Origin of the sequence: Marinobacter sp. (genome assembly GCF_044799475.1) — a bacterium.
Classification (GTDB): domain Bacteria; phylum Pseudomonadota; class Gammaproteobacteria; order Pseudomonadales; family Oleiphilaceae; genus Marinobacter.
Genome location: NZ_CP085217.1, coordinates 552,701 through 574,868, shown reverse-complemented (window position 1 = coordinate 574,868; position 22,168 = coordinate 552,701). Strand labels below are relative to the sequence as shown.

At 59.2% G+C, this 22,168-nt stretch carries 21 protein-coding genes; 15 read left to right on the top strand and 6 right to left on the bottom strand.

The annotated features are described in order from the left end of the window. Positions 1-11 precede the first annotated feature (11 nt). Positions 12-1,163 (bottom strand): tRNA 2-selenouridine(34) synthase MnmH, encoded by a 1,152-nt coding sequence (gene mnmH, locus LG327_RS02630; RefSeq protein WP_404365412.1) that lies wholly within the window; start codon positions 1,161-1,163, stop codon positions 12-14. Between the two features lie 139 nt (positions 1,164-1,302). Here mnmH and LG327_RS02625 point away from each other — a divergent pair, with 139 nt between their 5' ends. Beyond that, the gene (locus LG327_RS02625; RefSeq protein ID WP_404365410.1) at positions 1,303-1,959 is read left to right on the top strand and encodes a class I SAM-dependent methyltransferase; all 657 of its coding nucleotides are present in this window, start codon (positions 1,303-1,305) and stop codon (positions 1,957-1,959) included. A 439-nt stretch (positions 1,960-2,398) separates the two neighbouring features. Here the strand turns inward: LG327_RS02625 and LG327_RS02620 are convergent, their stop codons facing one another. Further along, on the bottom strand, positions 2,399-2,797 hold the full coding sequence (locus LG327_RS02620; RefSeq protein ID WP_404365408.1) for a VanZ family protein: 399 nt from the start codon (positions 2,795-2,797) through the stop codon (positions 2,399-2,401). A 104-nt stretch (positions 2,798-2,901) separates the two neighbouring features. Here LG327_RS02620 and cysZ point away from each other — a divergent pair, with 104 nt between their 5' ends. From cysZ to LG327_RS02590, 6 genes are all read left to right on the top strand, one after another. After that, positions 2,902-3,654: a sulfate transporter CysZ gene (gene cysZ / locus LG327_RS02615; RefSeq protein WP_404365406.1), complete on the top strand. Its 753-nt coding sequence runs from the start codon at positions 2,902-2,904 to the stop codon at positions 3,652-3,654. A gap of 32 nt (positions 3,655-3,686) precedes the next feature. After that, positions 3,687-6,548, top strand: coding sequence for an RNA polymerase-associated protein RapA (gene rapA / locus LG327_RS02610; protein ID WP_404365404.1), 2,862 nt, complete (start codon positions 3,687-3,689; stop codon positions 6,546-6,548). Between the two features lie 102 nt (positions 6,549-6,650). Then, positions 6,651-9,098: an acyl-CoA dehydrogenase gene (locus LG327_RS02605; RefSeq protein WP_404369172.1), complete on the top strand. Its 2,448-nt coding sequence runs from the start codon at positions 6,651-6,653 to the stop codon at positions 9,096-9,098. Between the two features lie 131 nt (positions 9,099-9,229). Beyond that, on the top strand, positions 9,230-9,610 hold the full coding sequence (crcB, locus tag LG327_RS02600; RefSeq protein WP_404365403.1) for a fluoride efflux transporter CrcB: 381 nt from the start codon (positions 9,230-9,232) through the stop codon (positions 9,608-9,610). A gap of 270 nt (positions 9,611-9,880) precedes the next feature. Beyond that, complete coding sequence (locus tag LG327_RS02595) at positions 9,881-10,087, top strand: cold-shock protein (RefSeq protein WP_152205488.1); 207 nt, start codon at positions 9,881-9,883, stop codon at positions 10,085-10,087. Positions 10,088-10,308: 221 nt separating this feature from the next. Then, complete coding sequence (locus LG327_RS02590) at positions 10,309-11,223, top strand: bile acid:sodium symporter family protein (protein ID WP_404365401.1); 915 nt, start codon at positions 10,309-10,311, stop codon at positions 11,221-11,223. A 33-nt stretch (positions 11,224-11,256) separates the two neighbouring features. Here LG327_RS02590 and LG327_RS02585 read toward each other — a convergent pair whose 3' ends face one another. Beyond that, positions 11,257-12,054, bottom strand: a complete 798-nt coding sequence (locus tag LG327_RS02585; protein ID WP_404365399.1) for a dienelactone hydrolase family protein — start codon at positions 12,052-12,054, stop codon at positions 11,257-11,259. A 206-nt stretch (positions 12,055-12,260) separates the two neighbouring features. On the opposite strand from LG327_RS02585, the gene ald reads away from it, so the two are divergent. The 7 genes from ald (at position 12,261) to LG327_RS02550 (ending at position 18,572) form a co-directional block, all read left to right on the top strand. Continuing rightward, on the top strand, positions 12,261-13,382 hold the full coding sequence (gene ald, locus LG327_RS02580) for an alanine dehydrogenase (RefSeq protein ID WP_404365397.1): 1,122 nt from the start codon (positions 12,261-12,263) through the stop codon (positions 13,380-13,382). Between the two features lie 47 nt (positions 13,383-13,429). After that, a complete protein-coding gene (locus LG327_RS02575) occupies positions 13,430-14,002 on the top strand; it encodes a glutathione S-transferase family protein (RefSeq protein ID WP_404365396.1) in 573 nt (190 codons plus the stop codon). A gap of 184 nt (positions 14,003-14,186) precedes the next feature. Beyond that, positions 14,187-14,798, top strand: coding sequence for a Yip1 family protein (locus LG327_RS02570; protein WP_404365394.1), 612 nt, complete (start codon positions 14,187-14,189; stop codon positions 14,796-14,798). 105 nt (positions 14,799-14,903) lie between these two features. After that, entirely contained in the window at positions 14,904-16,580 is a 1,677-nt protein-coding gene (ilvD, locus tag LG327_RS02565) for a dihydroxy-acid dehydratase (RefSeq protein ID WP_404365392.1), read from the top strand. A 93-nt stretch (positions 16,581-16,673) separates the two neighbouring features. Then, positions 16,674-17,129, top strand: a complete 456-nt coding sequence (locus tag LG327_RS02560; protein WP_404365390.1) for a CopD family protein — start codon at positions 16,674-16,676, stop codon at positions 17,127-17,129. A gap of 2 nt (positions 17,130-17,131) precedes the next feature. Then, on the top strand, positions 17,132-18,061 hold the full coding sequence (pbpG, locus tag LG327_RS02555; protein ID WP_404365389.1) for a D-alanyl-D-alanine endopeptidase: 930 nt from the start codon (positions 17,132-17,134) through the stop codon (positions 18,059-18,061). A 28-nt stretch (positions 18,062-18,089) separates the two neighbouring features. Continuing rightward, the gene (locus tag LG327_RS02550) at positions 18,090-18,572 is read left to right on the top strand and encodes an asparaginase domain-containing protein (RefSeq protein WP_404365387.1); all 483 of its coding nucleotides are present in this window, start codon (positions 18,090-18,092) and stop codon (positions 18,570-18,572) included. A gap of 37 nt (positions 18,573-18,609) precedes the next feature. On the opposite strand, the gene LG327_RS02545 is transcribed toward LG327_RS02550, so the two are convergent. After that, positions 18,610-19,305 carry a pseudouridine synthase gene (locus LG327_RS02545; protein WP_404365386.1) on the bottom strand — a complete coding sequence of 232 codons (696 nt, stop codon included), beginning with the start codon at positions 19,303-19,305 and terminating at the stop codon, positions 18,610-18,612. Then, a complete protein-coding gene (locus tag LG327_RS02540) occupies positions 19,305-20,345 on the bottom strand; it encodes a metal-dependent hydrolase (RefSeq protein ID WP_404365384.1) in 1,041 nt (346 codons plus the stop codon). The genes LG327_RS02545 and LG327_RS02540 overlap by 1 nt, the downstream gene beginning before the upstream one ends. 40 nt (positions 20,346-20,385) lie before the next feature. On the opposite strand from LG327_RS02540, the gene arfB reads away from it, so the two are divergent. Continuing rightward, entirely contained in the window at positions 20,386-20,802 is a 417-nt protein-coding gene (gene arfB, locus LG327_RS02535; RefSeq protein WP_404365382.1) for an alternative ribosome rescue aminoacyl-tRNA hydrolase ArfB, read from the top strand. Between the two features lie 21 nt (positions 20,803-20,823). Here the strand turns inward: arfB and LG327_RS02530 are convergent, their stop codons facing one another. Continuing rightward, positions 20,824-22,089: a lytic murein transglycosylase gene (locus LG327_RS02530; RefSeq protein ID WP_404365380.1), complete on the bottom strand. Its 1,266-nt coding sequence runs from the start codon at positions 22,087-22,089 to the stop codon at positions 20,824-20,826. Positions 22,090-22,168: the final 79 nt, after the last annotated feature.

Below are 22,168 nucleotides of genomic sequence, written 5' to 3'. Positions count from 1 at the left end.
CATACTCTGTGTCAGATCACTGATGTCTGAGCTGTGCGGGGACAGCTTCTGGTCAGGGGACCATCCGGCGTCAGACTACCAGCTACCGACCTCAGTTCTTCGTGGCTCCCACTCAATACGATCCTATTCTGTTTCTGGCCCAGCTGGTAATCGTACATGGGATCGTAGTAGTCGGTCAGCAGCACTTCGATCCATTTCTCGTGTCCGCTGAGATCGCCGCTGGCCTGCTGGGCGTCCAGCGCCGCCATCATGATTTCCCTCAGCTGGCGGTGTCGATCCCCGCCGAGGCGCCTGCGAACACGGTCCAGAGCGCTGAGAAGGTAGTCGCGGAAGCCGGCCCAGCCCGCCTGCTCGCCATCCCGCCGGCACCAGGCAGCGAGCATGTCCTCGACGTAGTCCTCCCGGATGATCCGGATGCGTTCGGCCAGGCTGCGCTCCAGAATGATCAGTGGAGCTTCTGCCATCCGCGCGCACAGAGCGTCGGGGAGATAGCAGCGGCCAATAAGACGGCTTTCATCCTCCAGAAAGATGGGACCGGCTCCAGCTTCGGTGGATTTCAGCAAGGCAATGGCCAGACGGTTTTCAAAGTCAATCTGCGACGGCTGTGGCGTCACCTGCCGGCCAAAGCTGGAACCCCGGTGATTTGCCAGGCCTTCCAGATCAATGAAATCTGGCAGCTCTCCCAGCAGTCGGGTCTTGCCGGTGCCGGTACGACCGCTCACGATTACGAAGCTGGCGGATGCTGCCCTGGCTTCGAGCTCATCGATCAGAAAGCGCCGCAGTGCCTTGTAGCCTCCGGTGACCAGAGGATAGTCAATGCCAGCCTCTTTCAGCCACTGCTGGGTCAGCCGGGAGCGCAGGCCACCCCGGAAACAGAATAGGTAGCCGTCGGGATGCTGACGGGCAAAGCCCGACCAGGCGGCGATGCGTTCCTCCCTGATGCTGCCCGTCACCAGCTCGTGCCCCAGTTCGATGGCGGCGTCCTGTCCCTTTTCCTTGTAGCAGATGCCCACCTGGTGGCGCTCATCATCGTTCATCAGGGGAGCATTGAGGGCCTGGGGGAAGCTGCCCCTGCTGAACTCCACCGGTGCCCGGACATCCACTAACAGGGTGTCGTTCAGGAACAGCGAAAGATAGTCGGCGGTGTCGGATCTCGACGTCATCAGGGGTATCCGGTAGCTCTTTGAATGAAAGCGGGAGTATACCTGAACTGACTGTTTTTTGTCCTTTTGCCAGTGCAGGGGCAGGCCTTCAGGGATAAACTGCTCCGCCACAGATCTACAGCGACAGGACAGACATTGCATGACATCGGAGCAGCTCAACAGACAGTTGCAGCAGACCCTGGAGCGAGGCCGGGTGCGGATGACCCGGCCTGCGGGCTGCCCGGCTATCGTCCTTTATCTTTTTGACCCCTCGGTGCTGGAAGGCCCGCTGAGCCATGATGAAGCCCAGGCCGTGGTAGCGGAGCCGGCCTACTGGTCGTTCTGCTGGGCCAGCGGGCAGGCTCTTGCTGGCTGGATTCTGGCGCACCCGGAGCGGGTGACTGGCAGGACAGTTCTGGATTTTGGCTGTGGTTCCGGTGTGGTCGCCATCGCCGCAGCCCTTGCCGGCGCCCGTGAGGTGATAGCCTGTGACCTGGCCCCGGCGGCACTCCTGGCCTCAGAGGCCAACGCCCGGCTGAACGGGGTCCGTCTGACGCCATGCAACAGGTGGAACCTCCGGCCTTCCGGGCTGGATGTCGTGGTGGCTGCGGACGTGCTTTACGACAGGGACAACATGCCGTTGCTGAATGAGTTCTGCGAAGCGGCGCCAACCGTCCTGCTGGCGGACTCCAGGGTAGCGGATCCCGGGGATGACCGGTATTGCCTGCAGACAGTGGTGGAGGCCAGAACATGGCCGGACCTGAACGAGTTCGAAGAATTTAACCGGGTAAGGATCTATCAGGCGAAAAAGCAATAAAAAAAGGACAACCGAAGTTGTCCTTTTTTACGAAGCGGTGCGTCCCTGCAAAATCTGCAACAGCCATGTTGCGTGTGCCTGTCCCTGTGCTGCTGTGCCCGCTCCGTAGCGCTAGCATCCGAGCCGGCGATCCAGATGGATTCCCTTAAGCTTTGCGTCCCTTACATCCCTGCTTCCCCTCACCTCCTGTGAGGGAACGTCCATTGCGTCGTCCATTTCCCTGTCGTCCTGACGAAGTCACTATACCAATCTCTTCAGGGAAATGGCTGCCACAGTTTTCGCGCCCGTGCACTGTGTCCCGGATGGCATACAGGAATTACCTGCCAAATCAGCATGATAAAAATCTCTGACAGGGGCTGGATCAGGAAGCGCACAGCGGGTGGCGGATAAGGCTTACGCTTATGTGCGATATTTCCTACACAAGGCGTGGCGAATATCGCTAGTCCACGGAGTGGCTTGCGGGACTCTGGCGGGCAAGAGCCTGGAGCCAGGGTGAAATTGCCAGTCCGAGCGCGATGCCAATACCATCAGCCAGCAGATCTAAAACGGAAAATTCCCGGTAGGGCAGGGGCGCCTGCAACAGTTCGATCAGCAAACCGAACCCCAGTAGCAGGCCGGCCGATGTGAGCATTCGGACATGGGGCCAGCTGAGACGCGCGAGAATGGTCAGCTCCATGAAGGCAATCAGGTGATTGAACTTGTCACTGAAGCTGGCCGCCGCCGGAAAATTCTGGCTGGTGGTTGCCAGGTATATGATGGCGGCAATCGAAACTGCCAGAGCAATCCGCCAGAGCAGCTTTGCTGCCAGCAGTCTGGCGAATCGGTTTTTTACTGTCATGGTACCGCCCGGCTGTGAGGAAGATCGCGACATGATATGCTCTGCGCCCGTCCAGCGCCAAAAACGGTCTGGAAGAATCACGGTAAATCGGAGATCAGGAGACCATGGCAGCAGGTAGTTTCTTCTCGGGTCTGGGCTATCTGGGGGAGGGTTTCCGTCTGATCCGCGAGCCCGGTCTGCGTCTGTTTGTGATTATCCCTCTTGTGCTGAACGTTCTTCTCTTCGGACTGTTTTTCTTTTTTCTGGCTGAGCTGTTCAGTGCAATGATTGCCAGTGCCATGGGCTGGCTGCCGGACTGGGCCTGGCTGCAGAGCCTGGAATGGCTGTTCTGGATATTCTATGGCCTGGTGATTCTGCTCATGCTGGCCTATGGCTTTGTGATCGTCGCCAATCTGATTGGCTCGCCTTTCTATGGGTATCTGTCGGAATTGACGGAAAAACATCTCACCGGCCAGGTCGTGGACACGGAGGGCGGCTGGGGCCAGATCGCCCGCGACATCCCCCGGGCCCTGTGGCGGGAAATCCAGAAGATTCTCTATTACCTGCCCCGGGCTCTGGGGTTGCTGGTGCTTGGCCTGATTCCGGTGGTAAACCTTGTGGCCGGTCTGCTGTGGTTCCTTTTCAACACCTGGATGATGGCGCTGCAGTACGTGGACTACCCGGCAGACAATCACCGTGTCAGCTTTCCGGACCTGAAGCGGCGCCTGGGCCGCCACCGGCTCAGTGCCCTGGGCTTCGGTCTGCCTGTGGCCCTGGCCGCCATGGTGCCGGTGCTCAATCTGGTGGTAGTGCCTGCCGCGGTATGCGGGGCAACGGCGTACTGGGTCCGGGAAGGCAGCCAGACCCCGACTTCCTGAGTCAGACAGACTGAAACTTTTGTGGAGGCTTTTTGGATATTTCGGATTTTGTCACAGGTCAGCGCTGGGTCAGCCACAGCGATACAAGTCTTGGTCTCGGCATCGTCACCGAGGTTTCCGGACGCCGGGTAACTCTGGGCTTTCCAGCAGTGGACGAGGAACGCACCTATGCCACGGACAATGCGCCTCTGGCGCGTGTGCTTTTTCAGATCGGTGAAGAAATAGAAACCTTTGACGGTGAGCGTCTTACGGTCCGGGCGGTAGACGAAACCGGCGGGGTAGCCATTTATCACGCCGAGGACGAGCAGGGGGAGCTGCGCACGATTTCCGAGGTGCGGCTGGGGGGCTTTGTCAGTTTTACTTCGCCCCAGCAGCGGCTTTTCGCCGGCCAGTTTGATCGCAACGGTGCTTTTCGGCTGCGGGTCGCAACCCTTGAGGCCATGGACCGCCTGAGGCTGTCTCCGGTTCAGGGGCTGATGGGTGCGCGCACCCAGCATCTGCCCCACCAGATCTATATCGCCCATGAAGTGGCCCGGCGCCATGCGCCCCGCGTCCTGCTGGCGGATGAGGTAGGGCTGGGCAAAACCATCGAGGCCGGCCTGATTCTGCACTATCAACTGCACACCGGCAGAGCGCGGCGGGTGCTGATTGTCGTGCCCGATTCCCTGATTCATCAGTGGCTGGTAGAAATGCTGCGTCGTTTCAATCTCCGGTTTTCCATCGTCGACGCCGGGCGTTACGAGGCAGATGCTGACCCCGGCTTTCCTGACGAGCAGGATATGGACGCGGGCCCGGACAGCGACAATCCGTTTGAGAGTGAGCAGCAGGTTCTCTGCAGCCTCGATTTCCTGACATCAAACCCGGACGCACGGGCAGATGCCCTGGCCGCTGGCTGGGACCTGATGGTGGTGGATGAGGCCCACCACCTGGCATGGTCGCCGGCTGAAGCAAGCCCGGAATACCAGGCCATTGAATCCCTCGCGACCCAGACCCGTGGCCTGCTCCTGCTTACTGCCACGCCCGAGCAGGTGGGGGTAGCAAGTCATTTTGCCCGCCTGCGCCTGCTGGATCCGGCGCGCTTCCACGATCTTGAGGCGTTCCGCCAGCAGGAACAGAACTACGAGGCCATCAATCAGGTGGTCCGTCAGCTGCTTGAGCAGGATTCACTGCCGGATATGCAACAGCAGGAAGTCCTGCGCCAGTGGCTGGGAGACGAGCTCAATACCCTGCTGGCCTCCGACAACCCGAAGGATGCCATCATTGATGCCCTGCTCGACCGCCACGGTACCGGCCGGGTTCTGTTCCGCAATACCCGGGCCGCCATAAAGGGTTTTCCGGATCGCCGACTGCACCCGGCGCCTCTGCCATGCCCTGACATCTATCCGGAGCGGGAGCAGCGCTTCGGCCATCAGGGGCTGGCTCCCGAACAGGCGGTTGATGATGAACTCTGGCTGGCCGGAGATCCCCGGGTTAGCTGGCTCGAGCAGACGCTCACCCGACTGCGTCCCGAGAAAGTGGTGGTTATCTGTGCCCGTGCTGAAACCGCCATGGCGCTTGAATTTCATCTCCAGCTCCGGGCGGGAATCCGCAGCGCCGCATTCCATGAACACCTCAGTCTGATCGAACGTGACCGGGCTGCTGCCTATTTTGCAGAGACCGGCCAGGGCGCTCAGGCCCTGATCTGCTCGGAGATTGGCAGCGAAGGCCGCAATTTCCAGTTTGCCCATCATCTGGTGCTGTTTGACCTGCCGGCAAACCCGGATCTGCTGGAACAGCGGATTGGCCGCCTTGACCGCATCGGTCAGGCGGAAGTGATTGATATCCACGTGCCTTTTCTCGAAGGAACGGCCCAGGCTGTACAGTTCCGCTGGTTTGATGAGGGGCTGCAGGCCTTTACCGAGAGCAACTCTGTGGGTGTGGCGGTCAGGGAGCAGGTGCTGCCTGACTGGGAAGCCGCCATTGGGGGTGATCTGGACAAATTTGAGGACCTGCTGGCGAGGACCGCCGCGGAGGCGGCAAATCTGCGGGCCATGCTCCAGAAAGGCCGGGATGCCCTCATCGAACTTAACTCCTGTCGCCGTGACCAGGCCGATGACCTGATCGAGCAGATAGAAAAAGAGGAATCCTCATCCCTTGTCAGGGCCTATATGACGGAGGCCTTCGACATATTCGGTGTGGAGGTCGAGTACCTTTCGGATGATGCAGACGTACTCCGCCCCAGTGACCATATGCTGACGGGTCAGTTTCCGGAACTGCCAGAAGAGGGAGTTACGGTCACCTGGAGCCGGGAGCAGGCTCTGCAGCGGGAGGATTTTTCGTTCCTCAGCTGGGAGCATCCGATGGTGACCGGCGTCATGGAGACGGTGACCAGCTCTGAGCTGGGCAAAGCGGCACTGGCCAGTCTCTCGGTGAAAAGCCTGCCGCCAGGCACGCTGATGCTCGAGGCGCTTTTTACGGTTCACTGTCCCGCCCCGGAGTCGCTCCAGCTGTCCCGCTCTCTGCCTCTGTCGCCGCTCCGGTTGCTGGTTGACGTGAATGGCCGGGATCTTTCTGCGGCGCTGCCCCACGACCGGCTTAACGAACTCTGCTCCAATATCCGCCGGCGCACCGCTCAGGCAGTGGTCCCGAAAATCCGGGCCGAGGTGGAAACCATGGTTGATCATGCGGAAGGTTTTGCCGCCCAGCAGCTTGAGCCTCTGCAGGAAGCCGCACTGGTAAGGGTCAGGGCGCTGTTCCAGCCGGAGATCAGCCGGCTGGAGGCGCTCAAGCGCCATAATCCGGCCATCCGGGAGGAGGAGGTCGCGTTTTTCCGGGACCAGCTGGCTGCAAGCGAGGCTGCCATCGGGCGTGCCACCCTTGCGCTGGAAGGCATCCGGGTAATTGTGACGTCCTGACAGCCGGCCGGCCGTCTCTGGTCAGCCGGCATCCAATCAGTTACTTTAGTCGTAGTTAATCATGTACATTTTTCAACTCAGGGAAAACAGAGAAAGCCTATGATGACGTTTATTCTGTTCATTATTGCCGTGGCTGGACTGCTCACGGTCATGCGCCGTGAATCCGGCGCCCAGCCCGCGATCGCCGTCATGGCAGGTGTTGGCATTCTGTCACTCATCTTCGCGTCCGGGTGGCTCGCTTTTGTACTGCTGGTCGGTGCTGCCATTACCGCCGTGTGTGGCCTGCCGGGCCTGCGCCAGAGCTGGCTGACCCCCCGCCTGTTCGCCATGTTCAAGAAGGTGGCGCCCAAGGTTTCTGCCACTGAAAAGGTGGCCCTGGAGGCCGGAACCGTGGGCTGGGACGGCGATCTGTTTACCGGCCGCCCCGACTGGCACAACCTGCTGGCGAATCGCAACAAGGGACTGACCGAAGAGGAGCAGGCGTTTCTGGATAACCAGTGCGCGAAGGCCGCAGCCATGTGTAACGCCTGGGATATCGCAGTGGAGCGGGCTGACCTGCCGCCGGAACTCTGGGATTTCATCAAGAAAGAAGGTTTCCTGGGCATGATCATTCCCAGGGAGTACGGCGGCCTCGGTTTCTCTGCCAAGGCTCAGTCTGCGGTTCTGCAGAAGCTTTCCGTCAACGAGGCCCTGATGGTTTCAGTCGGGGTGCCGAACTCCCTCGGCCCAGGCGAGCTGCTTCTCAAATACGGTACTGACGAACAGAAAAAACATTACCTTCCCCGCCTGGCCGACGGTCGGGAAATTCCCTGCTTCGGCCTGACCGGTCCACGTGCGGGCTCCGACGCCACGTCGCTGCCTGATACCGGTATCGTTTGCAAAAAGAAGGTAAACGGCAAAGAAGTCATCGGCCTCAAACTGAATTTTGAGAAGCGCTGGATAACCCTGGCTCCCATCGCAACGGTGGTCGGCCTGGCCTTCCGCATGTTTGATCCGGATGGCCTGCTGGGGGACGAGAAGGATCTGGGCATCACCTGCGCGCTGATTCCCCGTGACACCAAGGGCATGGAAATCGGGCGCCGTCACTGCCCAATCGGCAGTCCCTTCCTGAACGGTCCGATCAAGGGCAAGGATGTGTTCATTCCCCTGGACTACATCATTGGTGGTCCGGATATGGCCGGTGAAGGCTGGCGCATGCTGGTTGAGTGTCTGTCGGTGGGCCGCTGCATCACCCTGCCTTCCGGAGCTGCTGGTGCCGCGGCCTACGCCGTGGGCACGGCTGGAGGTTTTACCCGTATCCGTCGTCAGTTCAATACACCGGTTGCCGACATGGAAGGCGTACAGGAGCCGCTGGCCCGGATTGCCTCCCAGACCTATATCTGCCAGGCAGCTGTCAGTCAGACCGCCAACATGGTGGACAAGGGCGAGAAGCCAGCAGTGCCTTCAGCGATCCTCAAGTATCACCTGACAGAGATGCAGCGCGCGGTTCTGACGGATGCGATGGACGTGCATGGTGGCAAGACCGTGACCCTTGGCCCGAAAAACTATCTCGGTATCGGTTTCAGTGGCGCGGCCGTTTCGATCACGGTAGAGGGTGCCAACATCATGACGCGGAGCCTGATGATCTTTGGTCAGGGCGCCATCCGTTGCCATCCCTATGTCTTGCGGGAGCTTGATGCCAAGGACCGGGATGACTTCAAAGCCTTCGATGACGCCTTCTTCAGCCATGCTGGCCTTATCTTCGGCAATGCGGCCCGGGCCTTCACCCAGGCTCTGGGGCTGGGCAAGGCAGTTGTGCCGTTTGACAGTGCCTCCAGCCGCTATGCCCAGGCGGTGGCCCGCTTCAGTGCAGCCTTTGGCCTGTGCGCAGATGCAGCCATGGTCACCCTGGGTTCCGAACTCAAGATGCGGGAACTGATTTCCGCCCGCCTGGGAGATGTTCTTTCCAATATGTACCTTGCGTCCATGGTGCTGAAACACTGGCATGAAACCCAGCCGGTGCAGGGCGAAAAGGAAATCATGGAGTACAGCCTCGGGCTGCTGCTGTTCCGTGCCGAGCAGGCACTGGACGAGTTCCTGCACAACCTGCCCAACCGGCCGGTGGCCTTCGCCCTGCGGGCAATCACCATGCCGCTGGGACGCCGCTGGGACAAACCCCATGATGACCGGACCAGGGCGTTGGCAAGGGCTATCTCGACCGATACTCCGATCCGCACCAAGCTACTGGCCAACATCTGGCACAGTCAGAGTGAGGGGCCAATGGAGAACCCGGTAGCCCGTTACAATGACCTGCTGAAAGAGAACGACAGGGCAGAGACGCTTTACCGGAAGGTCAACAAGGCTTATGCCAAAGGCGAACTGCCAATGGAAGCCCTGCATCCGGAAGAGCGTTTCGAGGCCGCGCTGAAGGCTGATATTTTCTCGAAAGAGGATGCGGACTTCATGCGGGCCTATGAGGCCAACGTGTTGGACCTGCTGATGGTGGATGATTTTGCCTTCGATGCCTTCGCGCAGAAGAAGGACACAGTGATCAACCACAACGCAGCCTGACGTTCTGAACGCCAGCGCCGTCCGGTAAACAGGGAGCTGGGGCTGGTGGCTCGGAAAAGCAGAAGGCCCGCAGACGATCAGCGTTGCGGGCTTTTTTTATGTTTCCTGCTCATAGGCCGAAGAGGTGTTTCATGTGGCTTTCCTTTGTTGCAGTCAGCGCTGGTGCGGTAATCGGTGCAAACCTGCGATGGGCACTGAGTCTTTGGCTGAACAGCGGCTACCAGACAATCCCCCTCGGGACGCTGGCCGCCAACCTGGTTGGCGGCGGTCTTGCGGGGCTGCTGCTGGGCTATTTCGTCCATGGGACCTCTTTATCACCAGAATGGCGGCTTTTTGCCATTACCGGTATCTGTGGAGCACTTACGACTTTCTCCACCTTCTCCCTTGAAATAGTGGCCGCCCTGCAGTCAGGGCGCTGGGCCATGGCGTTCGCTGGGGTCATGTTGCACGTTTTGGGCTCACTGCTGATGACGGGCGTCGGCCTCGCGGGGTATACCCTGTTAAGGGGCTGAACCCCGGTCAGCTGGCAGGGTCTGGAGTTGCGGTTGGTACCCTTGGTATCTTTACTTACATGCGGAAAAAAATGTTTGCATTCCTCGTTACATGGAGTAAAGTTCTTTGGCAAGGAAAGATGATTGCAGCAGTTCATGAATAAGACGCATCCCCGTAGTACGTAGTGCATCGTCCTGTTTTTGATTCCGCGAAGTTTTGTTTTTCCGTAAACGTCGATCACCCAATCTGGGGACGGCAGATTAAAAATATTGAGTTCAGGAAATTTAAGTATGTCTACTACTACCGGTACTGTTAAGTTCTTCAACGAAGCGAAAGGCTTTGGTTTCATCACCCGTGAGTCTGGCCCGGACGTTTTCGTTCACTACAGCGCCATCACCGGTTCAGGATTCAAGACTCTGGCTGAAGGCCAGCAGGTCGAGTTCACCGTGACTCAGGGCCAGAAAGGTCCTCAGGCGGAGAACGTAGTTGCTCTGTAAATAACAGACAGCTTCTCCAGAAAAGGCAGCCAAGGCTGCCTTTTTTTGTGTCTGTATATTTTGTCCGGTCGCTGATGCATTCAGCAGGTTTATCCGGATCAATAAGAAAAATGAATTTTCCGCATTGCTCCGGACGGGCTAGACTGGCTCGCATCATCATAAAAACAAACCAGTAATGCCTGGCCCGGAACGCTCCCGGGTCACCGGGTAAAGGAGTTGCCATGAGCCCTGAGCAGCTGATCCACGTCGTCAATGTGCAGGTTATTCCCCTCTGTCTTTTTCTGATCATGCTGGGGATGGGTCTCTCCCTGGTAGCTGACGACTTTCGCCGGGTGGTCGCCTATCCCAGAGCCGTGGCCATCGGACTCGGTTGTCAGCTGGTCCTCCTGCCCCTCATCGGATTTGGCCTGGCCAATGTCATGCCACTTTCTCCGGAGCTGGCAGTGGGTGTCATGCTGCTGGCGGTATGCCCGGGTGGCACCACGTCAAACCTCTACGCCCATCTGGGCCGGGGGGACGTAGCGCTCTCCGTTACACTGACAGCCGTGGCCAGCGTGGTGACCGTGTTTACCATTCCATTCATTATCAACGGCACACTGCTGCATTTCATGGGTGAAACTGCCCAGCTTTCGCTGCCGGTTGGCAAAACCATGATCAGCCTGATGGCGCTGACCGCCATTCCCATAGCCATCGGCATGACAATCCGGAGATTCTTTCCCCGTTTCGCCATCATCGTGGAACAGAAAGTTAAATACTTTGCCGTTATCTTCCTGATACTGCTGATCGGTTTTCTTGTTTTTCAGCAGATGGATGTGTTTCTTGACTCCCTGATCAAGGCAGGTCCGGTGGCGCTGGTGCTCAATCTTTCCACCATGGCAATCGGTTTCTGGTGTGCGCGGGCATTTGCCCTGAACCGGGCACAGAGTGTTTCCGTCACACTGGAAGTCGGGCTGCAGAACAGCAGCCTTTCCATGGTTCTGGCTCTGGGTATGCTGAACAATTACGCCATGTCCCTGACACCGGCAATCTATACTGGCGTCATGTTTATCACGGCAGGGATGCTGGTGTATTTTACCAGCCGCTGGCTGCCAGCCCGGGATCTCAGAACAGCCGTCGTGCAGGCCGACAGCGCCTGAATAAATGGGCGGCCCAAATTCTGTTAAGGGACACTAGCGATTAAAAATCTCGCCGTAGAATCTCAGCGTTCTTTCCCAGGCACGGCTGGCCGCCTCTTCATTGTAAGCAATCGGCATTCCGAACTTTTCAGCTATTTCGTCAGCGGCGGGTGACATGAAGGAGTGCTTCGCGTCCGGGAAGGAGACCAGGGTCAGGTCGGCTTCGGCGTTCATCATTTCGCCCACGAAGCCGGTCACCTGGTCCACCGGCACGAACTCGTCGGAACCGCCTGTGTAAACGAGGAGGCGGGGGCTGACGCCACCCTGTTCCGGACTGATGTCTGATCCCAGAGAGCCATGAAAACTCACGACCCCGTCCAGATCCAGCCCCATGCGCGCCATGTTAAGCACCACTGCGCCACCAAAGCAGTAGCCCTGAGCGGCAATACGGCTGGCATCCACGGTATTCTGGTCCTGCAATACCTTCATCGCAGCCCGGAAGCGGTCTTCCATGGCCTGTTTGTCTCCCATCGTTGCCTGCATCAGCTTCTGGGCATCTTCCGGGTGGCTGGCCTGTTTACCGCTGCCATACATGTCCAGAGCAAAGGCGGTATAGCCTGCTGAGGCCAGTTTTTCGGCTTCACTGCGGGCAAACTCATTGTGCCCCCACCACTCGTGGACCACCAGAACTCCAGGTCTTTCTCCCTTGAAATCATCGTCGTAAGCGAGATAGCCGCTAAAGACGCTGTCATTGACCGTGTATTCGATGGTGCTTGTCTGCAGCTCAGACACAGCAGGAGTACTGGCAATCGCCAGCAGCAGGGCGAGGGCCAGCGGTGAGGTTATCTTCATAGTCCTTTTCCTTATTCGTCAGAGTGCCAGTTCAGCTGGCAGTTTTTCTGGTTTTTCTGCAGCACCGGAATTCCAGAGCTCAGTGCAAAGAGCCAATTATGTCCGGACAGGCGGGCAGACCTACGACTATGGTCCAGCCGGGCCCTTCCTCAGCTTACTGTATTGTCTACACTAAGGTCAGGATTCTTCAAGGCAGGGGACAGGCTATGCGTATCGGTGTGCCCAGGGAAATAAAAAATCACGAATACCGGGTCGGGATGACGCCGGCCTCCGTGAGAGAGCTCAATGATCATGGCCACGAGGTTCAGGTGGAAACCGGTGCCGGGGCTGCCATAGGCTTCAGCGACAGTGATTATGAGAAGGCCGGGGCCGTGATTCTTGACAGTGCCAGGGAGATTTACGGCGAGTCCGGGATGATCGTCAAGGTCAAGGAACCCCAGGCCGGCGAGCGTGAATGGCTTACCGGTAATCATACGCTGTTCACTTATCTTCATCTGGCCCCTGATGAGGAGCAGACCCGGGACCTTGTGCACTCCGGTGCCCTGTGCATCGCCTATGAGACGGTGACTGATGGTCGCGGGCGTTTGCCCCTGCTGGCACCCATGTCGGAAGTGGCGGGCCGGATGTCTGTCCAGGCTGGAGCCCACTGTCTTGAGAAATCCATGGGCGGCCGCGGGGTGCTGCTCGGTGGAGTGCCAGGCGTCCCCCCGGCACGGGTGACCCTGGTGGGTGGCGGAGTGGTGGGTCAGAATGCCCTGGCCGTGGCTGTGGGCATGGGAGCGGACGTCACGGTAATTGACCGCAACATGGATGTACTGAGGTATCTGGACCAGCTGTACGGTAACCGGATCACCACGCTTTTTTCCACCAGCGTCGCGCTGGAACAGGCCGTGATCCACTCAGATCTGGTGATTGGAGGCGTGCTGATTCCGGGGGCTTCGGCGCCCAGACTTTTGACCCGGGAGATGATCCGGCAAATGCCGGAGGGTAGCGTCATTGTGGATGTCGCCATTGATCAGGGTGGCTGCGCGGAAACGTCACGACCAACCACCCATGCCGAACCAACCTTCGTGGAAGAAGGCGTCATCCATTACTGTGTTGCGAATATGCCTGGTGCGGTTGCCCGCACCTCGACACTGGCGCTGAATAACGTCACCCTGCCGTTCATTGTCGCGCTTGCGGACAAGGGTCCCAAACAGGCCCTGCTGGGCGACCCCCACCTGATGAAGGGGCTCAATGTCTGCAATGGAGAGATAACCTACCAGCCGGTAGCCGAAGCCAGGGGCTACAGCTACAGAGAGCCCGGCATGGCTCTCCAGGGCAAATAAGTTTTTGCGACACCGCACACCTGGCCTGTGTATCTTCTGGAGACTGTATGAAACTGATTGGCTCGACCACTTCTCCTTACGTTCGCCGCATACGGCTTTTGCTGGGTGACCGGGATTATGAGTTTGTAAATCTGGATATCTATGGTGAAGGGCGGGAACAGCTGCGCCGTACAAATCCGGCCCTGAGGATTCCGGTTCTGATCGACGGCGGGCAGGAAGTCTACGATTCAAGGGTAATCGCCCGTTATCTTGGCAGCAGCCAGAACGTCAAGCCGTTGAGCTGGGACCAGGAAAATCATCTGACCCTGATCGATGCTGCCAATGACTCCTGTGTCACCCTGCTCCTCTCCCGCCGTTCCGGGCTGGATGTGAATCAGGATGTGCTGTTCTATAACCTTCAGCGGGAGCGGGTCATCACCAGTCTGCGAACACTGGCGGCCCTGGCTGGGGAAGGCCGGTTTGATGAATGGCACTACCCATCGATGTGCCTCTATTGCCTGGTAGACTGGCTGGAGTTCCGCTCTCTTGTGGACTTTGACGGCATTGAAAGTCTGCAGTCGTTCCGGGACCTGAATCGTTCACAACCGATGGTGTCCAGGACTGATCCCCGCGACAACTGACCACCGAGCCGCGGTGGATGCAGACAGTGAAAAAGGTAGGCGGAGTGGCAGGAATACTCCAGAATTGGGAACTATACTCAGGTTAAAACGAGGGGCCGTCAGGGCATTTTTAACGGCCTCTCACGCTGATCCCGGATCGGGCGCGATCCGTATCTTCGGGGATAATAACGAGAGGGCTTCCGCAATGCTGTTACAACACGCTTTTGGTCTTTTTACCCACCCTGACGACGAATGGAAGTCAATCAAGCGGGAGCATGAGCCGCCGCGGCGACTCTACGTCGCCTACGTTCTTGTTCTCGCCGCAATCGGACCAATATGCGCCTATATCTCAACGGCGCATTTCGGCTGGACCGTGAGTGCTGACCGGGTGATCAAGCTCAGCCCGGAAAGTGCGATGTCGCTGAGCATCCTCACCTATCTCGCCATTCTGGTGGGGGTTTTCGCCCTTGGTTATGCCATAAACTGGATGGCAAAGACCTATGGCGCGAGGGAGGAGCCGAGCCGCTCCAATGCCATAGCTCTGGCATCCTACTCCTGCACGCCGCTGTTTCTGGCCGGTTTTGCTCTGCTTTACCCTGTGCCCTGGTTCAATGCACTGATTTTTCTGGTGGCCGCCTGTTACGGCGCTTACCTGATGTACGATGGGCTGCCCATTGTCATGGGTATTCCCAAAAGTCAGGCCGTGATGTATGCCGGCGCCATGCTCACGGTTGCCCTGGTTATTCTGGTGGCGACCCGTGCGGGCTCCGTACTGTTGTGGAGCATGGGTTTCGGTCCGGAATTCGTTGACGGTTAACACTCGCCTGTCTTCATGTCCGGCTTGCAGTTGGGAGCAAGGCGGGGAATGCTGTAAAGTCTGTCGGCAGCTGCAATAACAACAGGTTCAAAAGGAACTCCAGCAATGACTGACGACAGAATGCGCCGTTTTTCCGCCCCCGTGGTCGATGGCATCGGCAAGTCAGCCAGCCGCGCGATGCTGAGGGCTGTCGGGTTTACCGATGAGGATTTCAAAAAACCCCAGGTGGGCATCGCCTCCACCTGGAGCAACCTCACGCCCTGCAACATGCACATCAACCAGCTGGCAGAAGAGGCCGGACACGGCGCTGATGAGGCGGGAGGCAAAAGCCTCATTTTCAACACCATTACGGTTTCTGACGGCATTGCCAATGGGACAGAAGGCATGAAGTATTCCCTGGTGTCCAGGGAAGTGATTGCCGACTCCATTGAAACCACTGCCGGCTGTGAAGGCTTCGACGGACTGGTGGCCATTGGCGGCTGTGACAAGAACATGCCGGGCTGCGTGATGGGCCTGGCCCGGCTGAATCGGCCATCGGTCTTTGTGTACGGCGGTACCATCCAGCCGGGCGAAAACCACACGGACATCATCTCGGTATTCGAGGCCGTGGGTGCCTATGCCAAGGGCGACATGGATCTGATCGAAGTGAAGCAGATCGAGGAAACTGCGATCCCCGGGCCCGGGTCCTGCGGCGGCATGTATACCGCCAACACCATGGCTTCCGCCATTGAGGCCATGGGCATGAGCCTGCCTGGCAGCTCCGCCCAGAATGCCGTTTCGCAGACCAAGATGGATGACTGCAGGGCAGCGGGTGCAGCGGTGCTCAACCTGCTTGAAAAGGACATAAAGCCGCGGGATATCATGACCCGGGAAGCGTTTGAAAATGCCATTACCCTGGTGATCGCTCTCGGAGGTTCCACCAACGCCGTTCTGCACCTGCTTGGCATGGCCAGCACTGTGGATGTGGATCTGACCCTCGATGACTTTACCCGCATCGGCAAGCGTGTGCCCGTGCTGGCGGATCTGCGGCCCAGCGGTCATTTCATGATGTCCGAGCTGGTGGCCGTTGGCGGCATTCAGCCCCTGATGAAAATGCTGCTGGATGCCGGGATGCTCCATGGCGACTGCATGACGGTGACCGGCGTTACCCTGGCCGAGAATCTTGCTGACGTGGCGCCCTACCCGGAGAGCCAGAAGATCATCCGTGAACTGGATAACCCCATCAAAAAAGACAGCCACCTGCGAATTCTCTACGGCAACCTGGCCCCCACCGGAGCGGTTGCAAAAATCACCGGCAAGGAGGGCACCCACTTCACCGGCAGGGCCCGAGTGTTCCACTCCGAGGAAGAAGCCCAGGAGCGCATCATGGATGGCACGGTGGTTGCCGGCGATGTACTGGTTATCCGCTACGAGGGCCCAAAGGGCGGGCCGGGCATGCGGGAAATGCTCACACCCACCTCGGCCATCATGGGCAAGGGTCTGGGCAGCGATGTTGCCCTGATTACGGATGGCCGTTTCTCCGGTGGCAGCCACGGGTTCGTGGTGGGCCATATCACTCCGGAGGCGGCGGATGGCGGCCCTATCGCTCTGGTGGAAGACGGTGACGAGATCACCATCGATGCTGAGGAAAATCGCATAACGGTGAGCATTTCCGACGAAGAGATGGAAAGGCGCCGGACGAACTGGAGAGCTCCGGAACCCAGGTATCGCCGTGGTGTGCTGGCAAAATACGCCTTCACGGTGAGTTCCGCTTCCGAAGGTGCGGTTACAGACAGATTCTGAGCGCCGGGTTTCCGATGCCCGGCCGGGACAGGTTCATTCCGCCGGTCGGGCAGCCTCCGCGCGGTAAACTGATTTGATAAAAGAGACTTCTTAATGAGTACCATGATTGCCCTGCATACTCTCGCCGCCCTGATCTGGGTCGGCGGCATGTTCTTCGCCTACATGGCGCTGCGTCCCGCTGCGGTCAAGGTTCTTGAACCGGCCCAGCGCTCCCTGCTCTGGTGCCATACCCTGTCATTGTTTTTCCTCTGGGTCTGGCTGAGCATCGTCGTGCTGCTGGTCACCGGCTATGGCATGGTGGGAGCCTATTTTGGCGGCATGGCCAACGTCGGCTGGCATGTGCATGCCATGCAGGGGCTCGGCCTTGTCATGATGCTGCTTTTTCTTCACATATTTTTCGCGCCCTATCGGCGCCTCAAGCTTGCCATCGACGCGGATGACACGGCTGAAGCGACCCGCAGGGTGGGCCAGATTCGCCGATTTGTGGGCATCAATCTCATTCTCGGGCTGATCGTCGTGGTGATTGGCTCCGGCGGTCGGTACGTCTGAAGATGAACATCATGGCCTGTTTCCGGACTTCTTCCCTGATGCTTCTGCTGCTGGCCATGGCCGGTCCGCTGGCGGCAAAGCCTGCAGTCAATCCCGATGGTCTCACCCTGGCCTCGGTCAACGCGGCGGTCGCCCTGGCCGGTAGCAATGAACTGCTGCACGACAAGCATGCCAATCGGGTCGTGCCCGTGGCTTCACTCACCAAACTGATGACGGCCCTTGTGGTCATGGAGTCTGGCGCACCGCTCAACGAGTGGCTGGAGGTCTACCCCCGTCATATTCCAGCCGAGGCCAACGCTTATTCTCGCATCCGCAAGACCTCGGAGCTGCGGCGCGGCGACATGCTCCGGATCGCCCTGATGTCATCGGAGAATCTGGCGGCCTATACCCTGGCCCGGCATCATCCCGGGGGGTACGACGCCTTTGTGGCTGAGATGAACCGGACGGCAGCCAGACTGGGCATGAACCGCAGCCGGTTTGTGGATCCCACCGGCCTTTCTGCCGGCAATCAGTCCACGGCGGCAGACCTTGTGCGCCTTGCGAATGCGATCATGGCTCACCCGAAAATAGGGGAGTACTCAACCACCCGATATTTCACCGCCCGTTTCAGGCAGCCCAGGTATTCGCTTCCCTACGGCAATACCAATGTTCTGGTGCACAGGCAGAGCTGGGGCGTCGCCTTGACCAAGACCGGGTATCTTGAGGAAGCGGGCCGGTGCCTGTTGATGATCAGCGAAATGCAGGGCAAGCCTGTAATTACAGTGCTGCTGGACTCTTTTGGAACCCGCTCGCCCATCGGGGATGCGGGCAGGGTCAAACGCTGGCTGCAGACGGGAGATAGTGGCAGGGTCGCCGGGGCCGCCTACCGTTATGAACAGAAGAAAAACGCTCATCATGCGGCCCGTGGCGGTACGGCCACGGCCACCAGATAATATCCCAGTGACCGGGGAAGACAGCCGAATGATCCAGATATTCACCACCGGTGGCACCATCGACAAGGTCTACTTCGACGCCAAAAGCGAATTTGCCATCGGCGACTCCCTGTTGCCGGAGCTGATTGCGGAGGCCAATGTCACTGGCCCCTGGCAGATTCAGGAGCTGTTGAGAAAGGACAGCCTGGAAATGGAAGATGAGGACAGGGCTGCCGTGTACAGGGCGGTACTCGACAGTCATGCCTCAAGGATAATCATCACTCACGGCACGGATACCATGCCGGATACCGCCCGGGCCCTGAAGGATATTGAGGGCAAAACCATCGTACTCGTCGGCTCGATGCAGCCGGCGCGGATGCGCCGTAGTGATGCGGTGTTCAACCTTGGGTTTGCATGGGCGTCTGTCCAGCTGCTGCCGCCTGGGGTTTATGTGGCGATGAACGGTGAGGTCTTTGAAGCTGGCGTCGTGCGGAAAAACCTGAAAGCCGGACGCTTCGAGCGTGCTTCCTGACGCTTGCTTCAGGGCTCCTTCGTTGTCCTGCCTGAAGTCACTCCACGCTGGCAATTTCCTCGTCTTTCAGATGCCGGAATTCCCCCGGCGCTAGCGCAGTATCCAGCCGGATCTCACCGATTTGTAGCCGATGAAGTCCGATCACATGGTTGCCCGCCGCAGCCAGCATCCTTTTGACCTGGTGATAGCGGCCCTCGGTGATGGTCAGCTCAATGGTAGTGGGACCAGCTTGCCTGACCATCGCAGGGGCGGTTGGCAGGCTCTCATCCTTCAAATGCACACCGGTTTCCAGCTGGTTTCGAGCTTCCTGGCCCAGCGGACCGGCCAGTTCCACGCGGTAAACTTTGGGGCATTCGCTCCTGGGTGAGGTGATGCGATGGGACCACTGGCCATCGGTGGTCAGGAGCAGCAGACCCGTGGTATCCAGATCGAGTCTGCCCACGATGTGCAGGCCGGTTTGTTCTTCCGGGGGCAGCAGGCTGAGTGCCGTCAGGTGATCCCGGTCTTCCGTTGCACTAACCACGCCAGCAGGCTTGTTCAGCATGATGTAACGTTCGCCTGGCAGGTGGACAGTCTGCCCCCGCCAGCATACCTGCTGTTCCGGACTGATGTGTGTCGCCGGCTTACGGCAGGGCAGGCCATCTACCATGACGGCGCCTTTGCGGATCTGGCGCCTGGCATCGCTGCGGGACAGGCCGGTACTGTTGGCGAGGTAGAAGTCCAGGCGGGGCATCAGGAGCAACTCAGTCCAACCGGGCCAGTTTCCAGTGTGGCCAGGCAGATAACCGGAGACGCGCCGGTTATGCGCTTCCAGAGAGCCGTAAACAGTCCGCTTCGCATCGGTGTCCGGTCGGTTTTGTAGCTTGTAACCGGCTGCCAGCCGGTGTCCTGTGGCCCCTGTTCGGCCAGGACGAAGGTAAAGGGATGGGCTCCCGGCACACCCAGCCGGATATCGGTGGCGGCAAGCCTGCCATCCTGACGGTGCCAGGCCAGAAATCCCCCGGTGAACCAGATCAGCCGCTGTGCTTCTTCCAGCCCGGCCGCTGCCTCTTCCAGCTCCCGATTCCGGGGAAAACGCTCGATATTCAGCGGCACGTCTTCATCGTCAAGAAATCCGGTCACAATTTCCAGTCGTTCCTCGGGTGCCATTACGGTTATCCGCCAGAGCACTGTGGTCAGGGGCATGGGCTGAATGAGTCGCGGCGCATCTGACAGACCCTCTGCCGCCAGGGCGGGCGCAACCCGCGCCGAGATCATCTGCTGGGCTGCAAGGCTCCAGCCCAGGTAGAGGGTTGAAACCAGCAAGCCCAGCCCCAGGGCGCCAGTGAGCCGGGGGCGCCAGAGCGCGAACAGGATGGCCAGAGCCAGGGGCAAAGTATAAAGTGGATCGATGATGAACACGCTCGACAGGGCAACGGGCGCGCCAAAAGGCCAGAAAATCTGCGTGCCATAGGTGGTCAGACAGTCGAGCAGGGGGTGGGTGATCAGAATCAGCCCGGTGAATGCCAGCCACCGGGGCTGGGAGAGGTCAGGCCGCCAGCGGTGGCCCAGCCAGGCCAGGGCAAAGGCGAGCGGCACCAGAATCAGCAGCGAATGGCTGAACCCACGGTGCTGGGTGAAGTTGGCCACCGCGCTGCCGTAGTCGAGAACCACGTCCATGTCCGGCAGGGTGCCGAGGAGTGCGCCTGTCAGAAGCGCCTTGCGGCCGAGAACGCTGCCGGCGACGGCGCCTCCGAGAGCTGCTCCCAACGCAGCCTGTGTAATTGAATCCATGGAAATTTCCAGCCCGGACAAAAATCAGGTTTCACAAAGTATGCTCAGAATAACCGATCAGATCATCATTCCCGAGGCAGAAATCGATTTTCAGGCCATACGGGCCCAGGGGGCCGGGGGTCAGAACGTCAACAAGGTTTCCTCGGCAGTACATCTCAGGTTCGACATAGCCGGCTCGGTGGTTCTGCCTGAGTTCCTCAAGGAACGCCTGCTGGCCACTTCCGACAACCGTATAACCGCAGATGGCGTGCTGGTGCTCAAGGCGCAGCGTTTTCGCAGTCAGGAGAAAAACCGGGCTGACGCCCTGGAGCGCCTGAAAGAGGTGATTCAGGACGCACTGGTGGTCCAGAAGGCCCGGAGGGCCACCCGGCCAAGCATGGGTGCGAAAAAGCGGCGGATCGAAAAGAAGAAACAGCGCGGGCAGAAGAAGCAGCTTCGGGGAAAGGTCGACATGTGACCTTCCCCGGCTCTGGTTTGATTACTCCGGAGTCTGGCCGGATTCCGCCTTCAGTCTGATACCCAGTGCCCTGAAGAGTTCGGCTCCGGGGTAACCATCGGCAATGAGCCCTTTGGCCTGCTGGAAATTCCGGATGGCTGCCCGCGTTGCCGGGCCCAGAATGCCGTCGGCATTTCCCGGCCCGTAACCCTTTTCCTTCAGGGCCAGCTGAAGCGCTTCGATATCTTCCCGGGCCAGGTTTGGCGTGTCGGTGGGGGGCGGGTTTTTCAGGCCGCCGGCCCCGGCAATCCGGTCCGCCAGATGGCCTACCGCAATGGCGTAGAACTCGGAACGGTTCCAGCCCATGATGACCCGGAAATTCTGGTAGGCAAGGAACGCTGGCCCCTCGTGACCGGCGGGTACGACAAGAGCCGCTTCTATGTCTTCGGGGGGAAGGGGATTGCCGAAGGCGTCGGTCACTCCAAGCTCGCGCCATTCTCCCAGGGGTAAACGGCGACCGTCCGCGAGGGCATAATTGAAGCCATCCGGCAGCACTACCTCGCGGCCCCAGCGATAGTCTTCCTTCCATCCAAGATGATTGAGGAAGTTGCCGGCGGACATCATGGCATCTGCCACGCTGTTCCAGAGATCCCGCCGCTGATCGTTATCCGCATCGACGGCATACCGGAGGAACACCGAGGGCATGAACTGGACATGGCCCATGGCGCCGGCCCAGGAACCTTCCATCTGCTCCTCGCTGATGGCTCCTTCATCGATGATCTTGAGCGCAGAGATCAGCTCACCGGTAAAATAGTCGCTCCGGCGCGGATCGCAGGCCAGGGTCGCCAGCGAGCTGGGCACCGGCATTTTGCCGAAATAACGGCCAAAATTGGTCTCCAGGCCCCAGAACGATACCAGATAGGCGGCAGGGACGCCGGTTTCCACAGTCACTCTGTCCAGCAGTTCGCGATGCTCGCTGAGCAGTGCTCTGCCCCGGCTGATCCGGTCCTCGGTAACCCGACGGTTCAGGTAATCGGCAAAGGTGGTGGTGAACTCCGGCTGGCTGCGGTCAAGTTCAATAACCCGTTCCAGATACTGGGCATTTGCCAGAACCGTGCTGGCGGTCTTTTCGGATACCCCGGCCTCGACGGCCTGATTCTCGATACGCTGAAGACATTCGGTAAAAGCCGGCTCGGAAGGGGCTGATGTCTGGGCAACTGCCGGCGGCGCCACTAGCAAAGCAGCGGCACTGAGACCGGCAAGCCAGGAGCGGGCACTGGTCAGGGATAGAATCTGGTGGCGAAGCACGGCAAACCTCATTATTCGTAAAGGACATCAGGCTGCCATGGTAGCCTGTTTACGGTGAAACTAAACAGCTTATAACACC

Excerpts from the sequence above, each read along its gene's own strand:
- LG327_RS02575 (WP_404365396.1), top strand. The coding sequence starts at position 13,430 with ATGAAACTGATTGGCTCGACCACTTCTCCTTACGTTCGCCGCATACGG.
- crcB (WP_404365403.1), top strand. The coding sequence starts at position 9,230 with ATGTGGCTTTCCTTTGTTGCAGTCAGCGCTGGTGCGGTAATCGGTGCA.
- LG327_RS02550 (WP_404365387.1), top strand. The coding sequence starts at position 18,090 with ATGATCCAGATATTCACCACCGGTGGCACCATCGACAAGGTCTACTTC.
- LG327_RS02540 (WP_404365384.1), bottom strand. The coding sequence starts at position 20,345 with ATGGATTCAATTACACAGGCTGCGTTGGGAGCAGCTCTCGGAGGCGCC.
- LG327_RS02560 (WP_404365390.1), top strand. The coding sequence starts at position 16,674 with ATGAGTACCATGATTGCCCTGCATACTCTCGCCGCCCTGATCTGGGTC.
- LG327_RS02545 (WP_404365386.1), bottom strand. The coding sequence starts at position 19,305 with ATGCCCCGCCTGGACTTCTACCTCGCCAACAGTACCGGCCTGTCCCGC.
- LG327_RS02595 (WP_152205488.1), top strand. The coding sequence starts at position 9,881 with ATGTCTACTACTACCGGTACTGTTAAGTTCTTCAACGAAGCGAAAGGC.
- ilvD (WP_404365392.1), top strand. The coding sequence starts at position 14,904 with ATGACTGACGACAGAATGCGCCGTTTTTCCGCCCCCGTGGTCGATGGC.
- mnmH (WP_404365412.1), bottom strand. The coding sequence starts at position 1,163 with ATGACGTCGAGATCCGACACCGCCGACTATCTTTCGCTGTTCCTGAAC.
- pbpG (WP_404365389.1), top strand. The coding sequence starts at position 17,132 with ATGAACATCATGGCCTGTTTCCGGACTTCTTCCCTGATGCTTCTGCTG.
- LG327_RS02570 (WP_404365394.1), top strand. The coding sequence starts at position 14,187 with ATGCTGTTACAACACGCTTTTGGTCTTTTTACCCACCCTGACGACGAA.
- LG327_RS02590 (WP_404365401.1), top strand. The coding sequence starts at position 10,309 with ATGAGCCCTGAGCAGCTGATCCACGTCGTCAATGTGCAGGTTATTCCC.
- arfB (WP_404365382.1), top strand. The coding sequence starts at position 20,386 with ATGCTCAGAATAACCGATCAGATCATCATTCCCGAGGCAGAAATCGAT.
- LG327_RS02585 (WP_404365399.1), bottom strand. The coding sequence starts at position 12,054 with ATGAAGATAACCTCACCGCTGGCCCTCGCCCTGCTGCTGGCGATTGCC.
- cysZ (WP_404365406.1), top strand. The coding sequence starts at position 2,902 with ATGGCAGCAGGTAGTTTCTTCTCGGGTCTGGGCTATCTGGGGGAGGGT.
- LG327_RS02625 (WP_404365410.1), top strand. The coding sequence starts at position 1,303 with ATGACATCGGAGCAGCTCAACAGACAGTTGCAGCAGACCCTGGAGCGA.
- LG327_RS02620 (WP_404365408.1), bottom strand. The coding sequence starts at position 2,797 with ATGACAGTAAAAAACCGATTCGCCAGACTGCTGGCAGCAAAGCTGCTC.
- LG327_RS02605 (WP_404369172.1), top strand. The coding sequence starts at position 6,651 with ATGACGTTTATTCTGTTCATTATTGCCGTGGCTGGACTGCTCACGGTC.
- ald (WP_404365397.1), top strand. The coding sequence starts at position 12,261 with ATGCGTATCGGTGTGCCCAGGGAAATAAAAAATCACGAATACCGGGTC.